General features: G+C 63.9%; 14 protein-coding genes, 1 other RNA gene, 1 pseudogene and 1 riboswitch. Of the genes and pseudogenes, 10 read left to right on the top strand and 6 right to left on the bottom strand.

From position 1 onward, the window contains the following. A pseudogene (locus tag PAQ31011_RS20255) lies at positions 1-156 on the top strand (electron transfer flavoprotein subunit alpha/FixB family protein); the annotation flags it as partial. Between the two features lie 214 nt (positions 157-370). Then, the gene (locus PAQ31011_RS20250; protein WP_150577500.1) at positions 371-2,152 is read left to right on the top strand and encodes an acyl-CoA dehydrogenase; all 1,782 of its coding nucleotides are present in this window, start codon (positions 371-373) and stop codon (positions 2,150-2,152) included. A 126-nt stretch (positions 2,153-2,278) separates the two neighbouring features. On the opposite strand, the gene ssrS is transcribed toward PAQ31011_RS20250, so the two are convergent. From ssrS to PAQ31011_RS20235, 3 genes are all read right to left on the bottom strand, one after another. After that, positions 2,279-2,459: non-coding RNA, 6S RNA (ssrS, locus tag PAQ31011_RS20245), on the bottom strand. A 34-nt stretch (positions 2,460-2,493) separates the two neighbouring features. Then, positions 2,494-2,805, bottom strand: a complete 312-nt coding sequence (locus PAQ31011_RS20240) for a cell division protein ZapA (RefSeq protein ID WP_039400039.1) — start codon at positions 2,803-2,805, stop codon at positions 2,494-2,496. Continuing rightward, positions 2,802-3,113 carry a hypothetical protein gene (locus PAQ31011_RS20235; RefSeq protein ID WP_039400036.1) on the bottom strand — a complete coding sequence of 104 codons (312 nt, stop codon included), beginning with the start codon at positions 3,111-3,113 and terminating at the stop codon, positions 2,802-2,804. The genes PAQ31011_RS20240 and PAQ31011_RS20235 overlap by 4 nt, the downstream gene beginning before the upstream one ends. Before the next feature lie 89 nt (positions 3,114-3,202). Next, positions 3,203-3,453, top strand: a riboswitch (cobalamin riboswitch). 157 nt (positions 3,454-3,610) lie between these two features. On the opposite strand from PAQ31011_RS20235, the gene PAQ31011_RS20230 reads away from it, so the two are divergent. From PAQ31011_RS20230 to cobC, 7 genes are all read left to right on the top strand, one after another. Continuing rightward, on the top strand, positions 3,611-5,539 hold the full coding sequence (locus tag PAQ31011_RS20230) for a TonB-dependent receptor plug domain-containing protein (RefSeq protein ID WP_150577499.1): 1,929 nt from the start codon (positions 3,611-3,613) through the stop codon (positions 5,537-5,539). Positions 5,540-5,566: 27 nt separating this feature from the next. Then, positions 5,567-6,562 carry a FecCD family ABC transporter permease gene (locus PAQ31011_RS20225; protein WP_150577498.1) on the top strand — a complete coding sequence of 332 codons (996 nt, stop codon included), beginning with the start codon at positions 5,567-5,569 and terminating at the stop codon, positions 6,560-6,562. Next, positions 6,559-7,413, top strand: coding sequence for an ABC transporter ATP-binding protein (locus PAQ31011_RS20220; RefSeq protein WP_150577497.1), 855 nt, complete (start codon positions 6,559-6,561; stop codon positions 7,411-7,413). Before PAQ31011_RS20225 ends, PAQ31011_RS20220 begins: the two co-directional genes overlap by 4 nt. A gap of 100 nt (positions 7,414-7,513) precedes the next feature. After that, positions 7,514-8,179 carry a cob(I)yrinic acid a,c-diamide adenosyltransferase gene (cobO, locus tag PAQ31011_RS20215; RefSeq protein ID WP_150577496.1) on the top strand — a complete coding sequence of 222 codons (666 nt, stop codon included), beginning with the start codon at positions 7,514-7,516 and terminating at the stop codon, positions 8,177-8,179. A gap of 38 nt (positions 8,180-8,217) precedes the next feature. Next, a complete protein-coding gene (gene cobT, locus PAQ31011_RS20210; RefSeq protein WP_150577495.1) occupies positions 8,218-9,288 on the top strand; it encodes a nicotinate-nucleotide--dimethylbenzimidazole phosphoribosyltransferase in 1,071 nt (356 codons plus the stop codon). A 38-nt stretch (positions 9,289-9,326) separates the two neighbouring features. Next, on the top strand, positions 9,327-10,178 hold the full coding sequence (locus tag PAQ31011_RS20205) for an adenosylcobinamide-GDP ribazoletransferase (RefSeq protein WP_246179687.1): 852 nt from the start codon (positions 9,327-9,329) through the stop codon (positions 10,176-10,178). Continuing rightward, the gene (gene cobC / locus PAQ31011_RS20200; protein ID WP_150577494.1) at positions 10,169-10,780 is read left to right on the top strand and encodes an alpha-ribazole phosphatase family protein; all 612 of its coding nucleotides are present in this window, start codon (positions 10,169-10,171) and stop codon (positions 10,778-10,780) included. Before PAQ31011_RS20205 ends, cobC begins: the two co-directional genes overlap by 10 nt. Before the next feature lie 77 nt (positions 10,781-10,857). On the opposite strand, the gene PAQ31011_RS20195 is transcribed toward cobC, so the two are convergent. Continuing rightward, complete coding sequence (locus PAQ31011_RS20195; RefSeq protein ID WP_150577527.1) at positions 10,858-11,793, bottom strand: cobalamin-binding protein; 936 nt, start codon at positions 11,791-11,793, stop codon at positions 10,858-10,860. 273 nt (positions 11,794-12,066) lie between these two features. Here PAQ31011_RS20195 and PAQ31011_RS26490 point away from each other — a divergent pair, with 273 nt between their 5' ends. Beyond that, on the top strand, positions 12,067-12,234 hold the full coding sequence (locus PAQ31011_RS26490; protein WP_174990211.1) for a hypothetical protein: 168 nt from the start codon (positions 12,067-12,069) through the stop codon (positions 12,232-12,234). A 214-nt stretch (positions 12,235-12,448) separates the two neighbouring features. On the opposite strand, the gene PAQ31011_RS20190 is transcribed toward PAQ31011_RS26490, so the two are convergent. Both PAQ31011_RS20190 and cobD read right to left on the bottom strand, forming a co-directional pair. Then, a complete protein-coding gene (locus PAQ31011_RS20190; RefSeq protein WP_150577493.1) occupies positions 12,449-12,655 on the bottom strand; it encodes a hypothetical protein in 207 nt (68 codons plus the stop codon). 239 nt (positions 12,656-12,894) lie between these two features. Further along, entirely contained in the window at positions 12,895-13,950 is a 1,056-nt protein-coding gene (gene cobD / locus PAQ31011_RS20185; RefSeq protein ID WP_150577526.1) for a threonine-phosphate decarboxylase CobD, read from the bottom strand. Between the last annotated feature and the right edge of the window lie 2 nt (positions 13,951-13,952).

Below are 13,952 nucleotides of genomic sequence, written 5' to 3'. Positions count from 1 at the left end.
ATCTCGGGTGCGATCCAGCACCTGGCAGGGATGAAGGATTCGAAGGTGATCGTGGCGATCAACAAGGATCCGGAAGCGCCGATCTTCTCGGTGGCGGATTACGGTCTGGTGGGCGATCTGTTCACCGTCGTGCCGGAACTGACGGGCGCGCTGTAAGGCGCCTGGCGTAGTACCGAAGTGAAGTCGTGCGGCTGCGAGAGTCTTCTCTCGCAGCCGATTCGCATGAGGAGGCGCGCAACGCTGTGCGTCTTCATGCGAATCGGTCGAGCAGCACCCGCAGCATCAGCAGAACGAACATAACAAACATAACGATAAGCATCCCGGTATTCGCCACCATCCGAAGGCAATCGGAATCCCTTGGAGGAACGACATGAGTTATCAGGCCCCGATCAAGGACATGCAGTTCGTAATGAACGAACTGGCGGACCTGAACCGCATCGCTGCGCTGCCGGGTTATGAGGAAGCCTCGCCCGAACTCGCACAGGCCGTGCTCGAAGAAGCGGCCCGCTTCAATCAGGAAGTGCTCGCACCGCTGAACGTGATCGGCGATCAGCAGCCGAGTACGTGGAAGGACGGCGTCGTCACGACCACGCCGGGCTTCAAGGAAGCCTTTCGTCAGTTCTCCGAGGCCGGTTGGCAAGGCGTGCTGCATCCGCAGGAGTTCGGTGGTCAGGGGCTGCCCAAGCTCGTCGCCACGCCGTGCACGGAAATGCTCAATGCCGCGAACCTGTCGTTCGCCCTGTGCCCGTTGCTGACCGACGGTGCCGTCGAAGCGCTGCTCACCGCCGGTACCGACGCACAGCGTGCCCTCTACGTCCCGAAGCTGCTCTCGGGCGAGTGGACCGGCACGATGAACCTGACCGAGCCGCAAGCCGGTTCGGACCTCGCGATGGTGCGCACGCGCGCAGAGCGTGAAGGGGATGGCACGTATCGCATCTTCGGTACGAAGATTTTCATCACGTTCGGCGAACACGACATGGCGCAGAACATCGTCCATCTCGTGCTCGCGCGCACGCCCGATGCGCCCCCGGGCGTGAAGGGCATCTCGCTGTTCATCGTGCCGAAGTTCAACGTCGACGCCGAGGGCAAGCTCGGTGCGCGTAATGACGTGCACTGCGTGTCCATCGAGCACAAACTCGGCATCAAGGCGAGCCCCACGGCCGTGCTGCAATTCGGTGACAACGGTGGCGCGACGGGCTATCTCGTGGGCGAAGAAAACCGCGGTCTCGAGTACATGTTCATCATGATGAACGCCGCGCGTTTTGCCGTCGGTATGCAGGGCGTGGCGGTCGCTGAGCGTGCCTATCAGCATGCGGTAGCGTATGCGCGGGATCGTCTGCAAAGCCGTCCAGTGGATGGCTCGTCGCGCGACGCCGTGACGATCATTCATCACCCCGACGTCAAACGCATGCTCATGACGATGCGCGCGCTGACCGAAGGCGCTCGCACGCTCGCTTATGTGGCAGCTGCACAAGCCGACATCGGTCATCATGCCGCTGACGCCGCCGAGCGCAAACGCGCGCAGGCGATCTACGAATTCCTCGTGCCGATTGTGAAGGGCTGGAGCACGGAGATGTCGCTGGAGGTCACGAGCCTCGGTGTGCAGGTGCATGGCGGCATGGGCTTCATCGAAGAAACCGGTGCGGCGCAGTACTATCGCGATGCGCGTATTCTGCCGATCTACGAAGGCACGACCGCCATTCAGGCGAACGACCTGATCGGCCGCAAGACGCTGCGCGATGGTGGCGCAGTGGCGCGCACGCTGTGCGAGATGGTCGAAGCGACGGAGAACGAACTGCGCGCCGCAGGTGGCGTCGCCGCGTCGGTAGCGGAGCGTCTTGCCAAGGGCCGTGAAGCGCTGTCGATCGTGGTCGACTATGTCGTGGCGAACACGCAGGACAACGCTAACGCGGTGTTTGCTGGCAGCGTGCCGTATCTGAAGCTCGCGGGCATCGTGCTGGGCGGTTGGCAGATGGGACGTGCGTTGCTGGCCGCGCAGAAGCTGCGCGATCAGGATCCGTCGTTCTTCGATGCGAAGATCGGCACTGCACGCTTCTTCGCGGACCATATCCTGACGCAGGCGCCGGGTCTGGCGCAGTCGATCACCGAAGGCGCTGACTCTGCCTTGTCGCTGAACGACGCACAGTTCTGACGCACGGCATTGAGCGAAAAAAGAAAGGCGACCTGCGGGTCGCCTTTTCTTTTGCGCACAAACATCGTCGGATGGAATCGTCAGACGAAAAAAACGGCACTGCGTGAATCACGCAGTGCCGTGCATTGGGTCCCCGCCTCAGCCGCTAAGCCGGCATCCTGAACCGAAGGTTCAAGGTGGTCGCGGTTAGTAGCGCTTTGGGTTCATCAGACAGAGTGACGCTCACGCCAGCACTACAAACTTCCGCAACCTGCAACAGATCATTGGTTCAAGGAATCTATGACTTTCGCGAACCAGGCAGGGAAAACTAACCTTTCGGACCGGACGTCTGCGGGTGTCTTTCAGTTCTGATACTGATCGATCACTGCGCTCAGTCGTTCGTCCATGAGCTGCATTCTACGCTGAATTTCTTCGGCGGGGAATGCTTGTCCAGCAGCAATACTTTTTTCCAGTGCAAGCAATTCGGATGCCAGGCTCAACGCTGCCATGACGGCAATCCGGTCGGTGCCGCGCACGCTGCTTTGCGCGCGGACCTTGCTCATTTCGGCATCCACGCGCGACACCGAAGCGAGCAGGTCGGCTTCGTGTTCCGGCGGGCAGGCGAGTCGGTAAGACTGTTCCAGGATATGCACTTCAAGCTGCTTGATCGTCATGCGTTTTCTCCACCGGGGGCACCGAGCAGATCCATCTGACCCTCAGCGGGGTTCTGCGTGGGAAGCTTTTCAAGGATGGCGTTCAGGCGAACCTGTGCCTCGTCGATCTTGGCAGCAAGCTGATCGCGTTGCAGACGCAAGGCGTCGCGCTCCGTGCGCAATTGCTCAATGGCAGCGCGGGTTTCGTCGCATTCGGCACGCGCGCGGTCGAGTTCCGCGAGCAGCGCTTGATTGTGTTGGTGAAAACGCTGGCTGATAACAACCAGCTGTTCCATTTTGTCGGTGAGATTGTCGAGATCGGTGAGCATCGGGCTGCGTCCTCTTGATTGCCCTACATTCTAACGGAATCGGCGGCCAGTGCCCGACGAACGAGCATTGACGCTCGTTCCAATGGCCCCTACACTTGCGGCACTTCGGTGCTCGCGCACGCCCCCCGGCATGCGCAGTTAAACGGGAAACAGGGAGCCGCGTCCCCACACGGGCTGGCCAACCTGTGCTGCCCCCGCAACGGTAAGTCATTCTTTCGGCCCGAAAGGTTTCCGAAAACGCGCCTCGCCTCCATTGCCACTGTGTGCTATCCGCATGCGGGAAGGCCGGTCAGGCGCCACGATGACCAGCCCGGATACCGGCCCAAGTGAGTGGGGAATTATCCATGCCGCCCGGCCCCGAGCCGTAGGCGGCCTGACGTCGTTTTCATGTGTCGATGCTCCGCATCCGTGACGTGTCACCGGCGCTCCCCTTGCGCCGGCGGCCCGCGGGGGAACGGGTCAAGGCTATAAGAAAACTACGGAAGTCACACCTGACCATGCGCACCCACGTTCGCGCGATGGCGCCGCACGCGCCTGTTTTTGCACGTCTCGCACCTGCTGCTGCACCCGCTACCTTTGCCCTCGCTCCGCACCGTCTCGCGATGGCGGCCGCCTTGCTGGCCGCAAGCCTCGGCGCACACGCGCAGTCGAGCGACGCGTCGCTCAACACGACCGTCGTGACAGCCTCGCGCACCGAGCAGAAGCTCGCAGACACGCTTGCCTCCACCTCGGTCATCACGCGCCAGCAAATCGAGGACAGCCAGGCGCAGGACCTGCCGTCGCTGCTGCGCGGTCAGGCCGGGGTGGAAATTACGCAGACCGGCGGCTTCGGCACGACGGCCAGCATCTTCATGCGTGGTGCGAACTCGAACTCGTCGCTGGTGCTGATCGACGGTGTGCCCGTCAATTCGGCCACGACCGGTGTGGCCAACATCGCCCAGATTCCGGTGTCGCAAATCGACCACATCGAAATCGTGCGCGGCAACGTGTCGGCCCTGTACGGCTCGCAAGCCGTCGGCGGCGTGATCCAGATCTTCACGCGAAAGGGCGACGGCGGTCCGCCCAAGGCCTACGCCGAAATCGGCTATGGCACGAACAACACCACGCAAGCTAACGCCGGTATCGCCGGGTCGTTCGAAGACGGCAAGACGCGCTTCTCGCTGGATGTATCGCGCTTTCATACCAACGGCATTTCGGCGCAGGACCCGCGCTTCGCACCGAAGGTCAACCCGAACCGTAACGGCGACGACAACACCAGCGTGACGGCCTCGCTCTCGCGCAAGTTCGGTGATACGTGGGAAGTCGGTGCGCGCCTGTTCCAGAGCGACGGCAGCAGCAGTTACGACAACGCCTTCGGCAAGCCCTCCGACCTGAACGACACCGACGCACGCGTGCGCCAGATCTCGGCTTACGCCAAGGGCAACATCACCGACAAGTGGAACACGCGCTTCACCGTCACGCAGGGCGACGATTACAGCTACAACTATCTGAACGGCAAGGGCAACGGCAACTTCCATACGTCGAACAATCAGATCGACTGGGCCAACGAATACGCCTTCATGCCGGATCACAAGCTGATCGCGGGTTACACGCGTCAGGAACAGACGGTCGAAGGCAACACGACCTACAACCACAACAACCGCCATCTCGACTCGTTCTACGTCGGCTATGAAGGTGTGTTCGCGCAGAAGCACGAAGTGCAGGCCACCGTGCGTCGCGACATCTATTCGGACTTCGGCGGTGCGAACAGCTACTGGGTCGGTTACGGCTACAAGCTGACCGAGCAGTGGAAGCTGATGGCCAACGCGTCGGACGGGTTCCGCGCACCGACCTTCAACGAACTGTTCTACCCGGGCTACGGCAATCCGAATCTGCAACCGGAGCGTTCGATCTCGAAGGAGCTGGCCGTCCAGTTCTACGACCCGACCTTCGGTCTCGCGAAGCTTGCGCTGTTCCGCACGAGCTACACGAACCTGATCCAGTCGCTGACCGTATTCCCGTATACGGCCGCGAACGTGGCGAACGCGCGCGTCGAAGGGCTTGAACTGACGTATCAGGGCAAGATTCAGTGGACGGGCACGGACGTTCGCGCGTCGTTCACGCGTCAGAATCCGACCGATCTCGATGCCAACAAGGTGCTCGCGCGCCGTGCCAAGCAATACGCGTCGTTCGGCGTGACGCAGAAATTCCTCGGCAAGTACTCGGTCGGTGGCGATGTCTATTACAGTGGCGAGCGTTACGATACGGGCGGCCAGCATCTCGGCGCTTACACGCTCGTGAACTTGCAGGCACGCTACGATATCGACAAATCCTGGTACGTCTCGGCGCATCTGGATAACGTCTTCAACAAGAACTACCAGACGGTCTATGGCTACAACACCCTCGGACGTGCAATTTACGTCTCGCTTGGCTGGAAGCAGTTCTGACGGCGTCCCGGCGGGACGTGACGCCGCATGACGCTGCGTCGCGCCCTCGCCATCTGGACGGGACTGGCCGGCATTGCGCTGGCCGTACTCGTCGCGTCGCTCATGCTCGGGAGCGTGCCGGTTTCATTGCGTGAGATCGGTGCGCTCGCGCTCGGTCACGACGCCGGTCTCGCTGGCGACGTGGTCTGGCGACTGCGTCTGCCGCGTGCGCTCGCCGCGTTTGCCTGCGGCGGCTTGCTGGCGGTAGCGGGCACGCTGATGCAGACGCTGCTGCGTAACCCGCTCGCCGATCCGTACGTGCTCGGCATCTCCGGTGGCGCGGGCGTTGCGGCGCTTGCGTCGCTGGCGCTAATGCTGCCGTTTTTCTGGGTGCAGACGAGCGCTTTTCTCGGGGCGCTCATCGCCATCGCCATCGTGATGGGCCTCTCGCACCGCAGCTTTCTGCGGCCCGGCGATCAGGACAGCAGCACCAAACTGTTGCTCACCGGCGTGATGATGGCCGCCGGTTTCGGCGCACTTTCCACCCTGATTCTCACGCTTGCGCCCGACGCGAGTCTGCGCGGCATGCTGTTCTGGCTGACGGGTGATCTGAATGGCGTGGATCGCGCGTCGCTCCCGCTGATCGCACTCGCCGTGACCTTGCTCATCGTGTGCCCGGTCGCCCATCGGCTGAACGTGCTGCTGCGCGGCGAGGCCGTGGCGCAGGCCGTCGGTGTCGCCGTCGGCCCGTTGCGGGCGCGTATTTATCTGGCGGCGTCGCTTGCGACGGCGGTCGCCGTGACGACGGCCGGCAGCATCGGCTTCATCGGGCTCGTGGTGCCGCACATTCTGCGTCTGCGTTTCGGCAACGACCAGCGCATGTTGATGCCTGCCGCCGCCCTTGGCGGCGGGGCGTTGCTGATGCTCGCCGATCTGGTGGCGCGCACGGTGATCGCGCCGACGCAACTGCCGGTCGGCGTCATCACGGCGATGCTCGGCGTGCCCGTGTTCCTGTGGCTGCTCTCGCGACGGGTGATCCGATGACATCCCTTCCGAACACACATCCGAGCGTGAACGCACCGCTGCTGCAAACCCACGCGCTCACCTTGCGTGCGGGCGAGCGTGTGCTCGTGGACTGGCTCGATGTGTCGATTGCGCCGGGTGAGTGCTGGTGTCTGGCCGGACCGAACGGTGCGGGCAAGACGACGCTACTCGGCACGCTCGCAGGTCTGCGTCCCCTTGACGACAAGCCGCAGCGCGACGCGAGCATCACCGCGAGCGGACGTGTGGAGATCGCAGGCAAGCCGCTCCCACAGTGGCGTCCCGGCCCGTTGGCGAAGGTGCGTGCGCTCATGCCGCAGCAGAGCCGCGACGCGTTCGGCGCAACCGCGCTGGAGGTCGTGCTGGCGGGGCGTCATCCTTATCTCGCGCAAGGTCGCTGGGGCGCATGGGAGTCCGACGACGACGTTGCGCTGGCCATCGCCGCGCTCGCGCAGGTCGGGTTGGAAGACTTCGCGTCGCGCGACGTCACCACGCTCTCGGGCGGCGAGCGACAGCGTGTCTCACTGGCAGCGGTGATTGCGCAAGCCACGCCGTTGCTGCTGCTCGACGAACCCGTTTCGCATCTCGATCTGCATCATCAGATCGACGCGCTCGAACTCCTCGCCCGCCACGCGCAGCGCGACGATTGTGCGGTCGTCTTTTCATGTCACGATCTCAACCTCGCCCGACGCTTCGCCACGCATGCCCTGTTGCTCGACGGCCGTGGCGGCTGGCGCGCCGGTCCGGTACGGGAAGTGCTCTCGGCAGCGCATTGCAGCGACGCGTTCGGCTATCCGCTGCGCCTGATTCGCGATGGCGACGACGAGGCGCTGGTGCCGGTGCGGCGCACATGATTGACGTCGCCGGTGTGCGTCCCCTTTTTTCCGCGTGCGCGTTTGAGCGTCGCATGCATGCCGTTTTTTCCGTATTCGACTTGATTGACAGGTGCCGTCCATGACTCAGGAAACGCCGAACTCCGACTCCCTCACCACCGATACTGCTGATGCCGTCGATGCCGATGATGGCCGCAACGAACGCCATCGCGCACGCATGGTGCGCAAGAAGGCGGTCGTCGACGAGAAGATCGAGAAAGCGCAGCGCGACTGCGGTGTGATCGTCATTACGACCGGCAACGGCAAGGGCAAATCCAGCTCGGGCTTCGGCATGGTCGTGCGCGCGATGGGGCACGGCATGAAGACGGGCGTCGTGCAGTTCATCAAAGGCGCGATTCCCACGGGCGAGGAGAAATTCCTGCGCCGCTTCCCCGAGGAGTGCGAATTCCACGTGATGGGCGAAGGCTACACGTGGGAGACGCAGGACCGCGCGCGCGATATCGCCAAGGCCGAAGCGGCGTGGGAGCAGGCACGTCGTATGTTGCAGGATGCGTCCTTCGGTCTGGTCTTGTTCGACGAACTGAACATCGCGCTCAAGCTCGGCTATCTCGACGTCAACACCGTGATCGCGGACTTGCAGGCACGCCCCGAGATGCAGCACGTGGTCATCACCGGCCGTGGCGCACCGCAGGCGCTCATCGACGCGGCCAACACCGTGACCGACATGACGCCCGTGAAGCACGCGTTTGCCGACGGCATCCGCGCGCAGCCCGGCGTCGAAATGTAATTTCAGTCTTATCGCTCATCGTTTCAGGACGTTCCCGTATGACCGCATTCAGCCCGCTGCTGGCAGAACTCTTCGACATCACCGTGCCGTCCACGGCCATGGATGCCGCGCTCCAGCATGCCATCGACATCAAGACGAAGCCGCCCGGCAGCCTCGGCGCACTGGAGCGCGTGGCGCTCCGGATCGGCCGCATTCAGCAGAGCGCGACGCCGGAACTCACGCGTCCCGCGATGCTGGTGTTCGCGGGCGATCACGGTGTCGTGGCCTCGGGTGTGAGTCCCTATCCGCAGGCCGTGACGGCGCAGATGGTGCTCAACTTCCTGCGCGGTGGCGCAGCCATCAATGTCTTCTGTCGCGCGGGCGGCATCGAGATGGAAGTGATCAACGCGGGCGTGGCGGCGGACTTTCCGGCCCATGCATCGCTCGTGGACATTCCCGTCGCACGCGGTACGCAGAACTTCGTCGACATGCCTGCCATGACGCGCGAGCAACTGGAGACGGCGATTGCTGCCGGGGCCGCGCGTGTGGTGGCGCATGCGTCGCGCGGCACGCGCATGATCGGTTTCGGTGAGATGGGCATCGGCAACACGTCGGCCGCAGCCTGCCTGATGCAGCGTCTGACGGGGTTGCCGCTTGCCGACTGCGTTGGCCGTGGCACAGGTGTCGACGACGCCGGACTCGCCCGCAAGACGGCCGTACTCGAACGCGCGCTGACGGCGCACCCGGCGACGGGCGAGACGCCCGACCCGCTGGACACGCTCGCGACCTTCGGCGGCTTCGAGATCGCGATGATGACCGGCGCGTATCTCGCCGCGGCGAAGCTCGGCCTCGTGATCGTGGTGGACGGCTTCATCAGCACGTCGGCGCTGCTGGTCGCGGCGCGCGTCGCGCCTGCGGTGCTCGACTACTGCGTGTTCGCGCACGCGTCGGACGAAACCGGGCATCGCGCCATGCTCGACGCGCTCGGCGCAGAACCGCTGCTGCAACTGGGACTGCGTCTGGGCGAAGGCACGGGCGCAGCGCTCGCCATGCCGCTGATTCAGGCGGCTGCGGCGTTCCTGCGCGAGATGGCGACGTTCGAAGGCGCGGGTGTCAGCGACCGTGAATGACAACAATTGACATCGACTAAGGACGAGACGACTAACGAATGACGACCTCCGCCCCAGATCCTTCCGACGACACCATCCCGCCGACGCGCGTGCCCGTGGTGCAGGATCGCGCGCCGGTCTCGTTCGGCGGATTCCGGGGGCAGTTGCGTCTGTTCCTGACCGCGCTCGGCTTCTTCACACGAGTGCCGATTCCGCAGTGGGTGGGTTACTCGCCTGAACAGCTGAACGCCGCGACGCGGTATTTCCCACTCGTCGGCGTGTTCGTCGGCGCGCTGGTGGCGTTGCTGACGGTGGCGATGGGACACCTCTGGTCGCCGCATCTCGCCATTGCGCTGGGGCTTGGCGTGAGCGTGTTGCTCACGGGGGCCTTTCACGAAGACGGGCTGGCCGATTCCGTCGACGCTTTCGGTGGGGCGTTCGAACGTGAGCGCGTGCTGGAGATCATGCACGACTCGCGCATCGGGACTTACGGTGCTATCGCGCTGTGGCTGGCGCTGGCGATCAAGTGGCAGGCGCTCGTCGATATTCAGGCGTCGATGGGGTGGGGCGGCTTTGCCGTGGTGTTGATCGGTGCGCACGCGGCGAGTCGCAGCATGGCGATCAGTTTGCTGCGCACGCTCGATTACGTACGCCCTGAAGGCAAGGCGAAGCCGGTGGCGCAACGGCTGAGTCTGGGCGGACTGATGTTCGGCGTGCTTTGCAGCGCGCCGTGGTGGGTGTGGCCGGACTGGCGTGCGGGCGTGACGGGCGTGGTGGTCCTGCTCGCGTTGCGCGCCGCGTTCATCCGCTATCTACGCCGACGTCTCGGTGGCTACACCGGCGACACGCTGGGCTTCGCACAGCAACTCGGCGAGCTGGCGCTCTACCTCACGGTGTGCGCATGGATCTGATTCTGATGCGTCATCCGCCCCCCGACGTTGCGCCGAACGTCTGCTATGGCCGGACGGATCTGCCGGTCGATGCCTCGCGTTTCGACGCAACTGTGGCGTCGATGCAGGCGAGGCTTATTACGTTACTCGATGGCCGGATGCCGGTCGCGATCCACAGCAGTCCCCTGCAACGCGCACGCCGTGCGGCGGATGTCCTGGCCGCGTCGCTCGAGCTGCCGGTGACACAGGATGCGCGTCTGGCCGAGATGGATTTCGGGGCGTGGGAGATGCAGTCGTGGGACGCCATCGATCGTCACGATCTGGATGCGTGGGCTAAAGACGTCTCAGGCTTTTCGCCCCCCGGTGGCGAGTCGGCGCGAGACCTCGCCGTGCGTGTTGACGCATGGGCGAGGGGACTGCTAGGTGATGGGGTTGACGAACAGGCTGCGAGGGATGCGGTGTATGTCGCTGTCGCGCACGCGGGCCCCATCCGTCTGCATACGGCGACTGCGCTGCGCCTGCCCACGACCGCGTGCCTGTCGTGGGCGCTCGACTTCGGGGGCATCTGCCATCTGCGCATTGCCGACGACGGTCAGGCGCGACTGATGCGCTGGAACGGCTAGGCGGTCGTCGCTTTACCGTTGTCGATGCGCGTCGAAGCCAGGCGTCATCGCGGGCAGTGTCGTCATTTGCGACGACATTACTTCGCGGCGACAGCGCGACGCGAACGCGCGATATCGAGGTCTTCGCACATCGTGCGTGCGCCGTCGAGAATGCGCGGGCTGGGACGGTTGATGAGGTCGCCGTCGATGCCGAACAGATTGTTGTGCGCGACGGCCGGGAGTTGCGGCCACTTGCGCCAGTTATCGAGCGTGGCCAGCGGCTTGTCGGACTTCGTGGCCCCGGGCGTCGCGGTGAACATCGCTTCCGGCGCTTTGGCCAGCACTGCTTCGATGGACACGCGCGGCACAAGCGCCGGTTCGTTCGCGAAGACATTCACACCGCCGCACAGGCGGATCACGTCGCTCACCATATGCGTGCCGTTCAGCGTCATGAGCGGCTGCGTCCAAACCTGATAGAACACCGGCACTGGCGCGCGCGATGCGTATTGCTTGCGCAACGCTTCATAGCGCGCGCGGAAAGCCTCGGCGGATTCCTTTGCTTTGGCAGGCGTGCCCATCAGCGTGCCGAGCGTCTCGATGGCCGCCGGCAGATCCGTCAGATGCTTCGGCTCCGAATAGAACACGGGCAACTTCAACTGACGTAATGCCTCGACCTGACGCTGCGAGTTGCCGTGCATCCATACGACGAGCAGATCGGGCTTGAGCGCGAGAATGCGTTCGAGATCGAGCGCGCTGTTGTCGCCCACATGCGGCAGGCGCTGTGCCGCCTCCGGATAGTCGGAGTACTTCACCACGCCCACGACCTTGTCGCCCGCACCGGCGGCGAACAGCAACTCGGTGGCATGTGGGGACAGACTGACCACGCGTTGTGCCGGGGCGGGTAGGGTGACGGTCGCGCCGGAGTCGTCCTTGACGGAGACGGCGGCGTGCGCGCCGGACACGCCGGACAAGGGCGCACCTGCGAGGCAAGCGAAGGCAAGGGCAAGCGTCTGAACGCGAAGGCGGGTGAGCATGGCCGGGCGGGGTAGCGAAGTCAGCGACATGGGGGCGAGGCGTGTGTAAGGGCTGGCGGGCGCACGACGCGTCAACAAAGGAAACGTCGAAAAATGAGATCATTCCCGCCACGGACTCGCCATTTTCTGCGGGTTGGGGCGCGGCGACAAGCGTTTGAAAGGCTGTCCAGCGAACCGATGTCACGTAATGGCTGTCGAATGATGCGTGGCATCCGGCGGTATGCATTGGGTGACATGCCGGCCGTGCTGGACAGAACTGAAGGAGTCGAAGTCGTGAAACGAAATATCGGAGTGGTGGGCGCTGCGGCGCTGGTGATGGTTTCGATGCTCGCAGGGTGCGCTGCGCCGGGCGGCGGATCTGGCTCGGGCACCAATGCAACGAGCACTAGCAAGGTGCAAGCCTATGGGGTGCTCGACGCCGGTGTGGCTGTAGCGCGCTAACGCGGTAACGCGCTACCGCGCCAACGTACTCAAAACGACTGCGCCCCCTGACGCCGAAGCGTTCAGGGGGCGCAATGTCTAACGCGGTGCCGGAGGTGACGGGAACGTTACTGGAGCACAACTGAAACGTTACTGAAACGTGGCGGCAACCGGTAATTCGGCGCATTGCACGATGGTCCGGAGTCCACGGCAACGGCCGAGCTACTGTACGGCGTTAGTTCGATGCCGGAGCGGGGGCCGTGGCGCCTGCGTCCGATGCCGGGGCGCTCATTGCGCCGCCGCCTGCATCGCTGGCCGCAGCCGGTGCCGGCGCGGTCGTGTCGGCTGCCGGAGCGGCCGGTTGATCTTCCTTCTTGGAGCAACCCACCGTCACAACAGTGGCGGTCAGAAGCGTGGCGAGCAACAGCGGCAGTTTTTTCATTTGGTCGTCCTTTTAATTGGGAAAGCCCTTGCGAAAGAACCTTCAGTCTAGCGGCGCCTTTCGGCGATGACTGTGTGCATTTGTTGCAGAAATGCTTCAATTTGTAACGAAAACGGCAGGAATACCCGTCATTTAATACCGCGTAAGCAGTCCCTCAGGTATCCCCGGGCAACGTACACCCGTTCGGAAGCATAACGGGAAAATTGGATGAGTCCGGTCTGCGGCAGTTCCCGAAAACGTCATTTAAGACGGAATCCGGGACTCACGGGCACGCATTTGGCAAGTGTGGTGAGTGCCGCCGCCAGTCGCTGCCAGTCGTTTTCGGTCGCCGGCAGGCCCAGACGCAGACTAGGCAGCGTTTGGATGCCATCCACCGATGCAATCGGACGCGCATCGAACAACCGCGTCCATACCCCCTGTTCAGCCAACTGCGCGTGCCATTGCGGCGCGAGCGCATGCGGCGTCCAGGCAAACAGCGGTGTGCCAACTGTGGGCCAGTACCGGTCGCGCAACAGCGACAACAGACGTTCACCGTCCTGCAACAAACGTTTCCGTGTCGCACGTTGCCACGCTGTGTCGTTCAGGGCCGTTCGTACTGCGAACCTTGCCGGACCGCTAACCGTCCATGCACCGAGTCGTTCGGCGAGACGTCTGCCAAGCCCTTCCGGGCACAACGCGAAACCCGCGCGGATGCCTGCCAATCCGAAGAACTTTCCTACCGAGCGCAGGATGACGAGGCCGTCTTCGCCGGCGTGAGGTGTCATCGACGTGTCGGGGGAAACATCAGCAAACGCTTCGTCGACGATCAACGTGCCGCCGCGCGCGGCCAACTGTGCTTGCCATTGGGCGAGCGTCTCGCGAGAGACGGATCGCGTGGTGGGATTGTCGGGGTTGACCCAGACGAGGTGGTCGACATCCGGTAAGCCGGCTTCCGGTCCGAGCCACGGCACGAGCGTGTGTCCGGCCTGCACGAACGCCGGTGCGTACTCGCTGTAGGTGAGCGATGCGACAGCGACGCGTCCCGGTCGAAGCAGCGCGGGGAGCGCGCGGATGACCGCCTGCGAACCGGCGCAGGGGACGACGGTTTCGACCGGCACGCCGTAGTAGCGGGCAGCCACGTCGCGCAGGTCGTCGAAGGCGTCGGGGAGATCGCGCCAGGCATGCGGCGGTGGCATCGGCACCGGATACCCCACGGGATTGATGCCCGTCGACAGATCCAACCAGGCTTTGCGCGGACGCCCAAACCGGCGGATGGCTTCGCCGAGATTGCCGCCGTGGCGCGGGGCATCGGAGATGG

Source organism: Pandoraea aquatica, assembly GCF_902459565.1.
Taxonomy (GTDB): Bacteria; Pseudomonadota; Gammaproteobacteria; order Burkholderiales; family Burkholderiaceae; genus Pandoraea; species Pandoraea aquatica.
The sequence above is the reverse complement of the archived record's forward strand: the minus strand, read 5'-3'. Positions and strand labels throughout refer to the sequence as shown.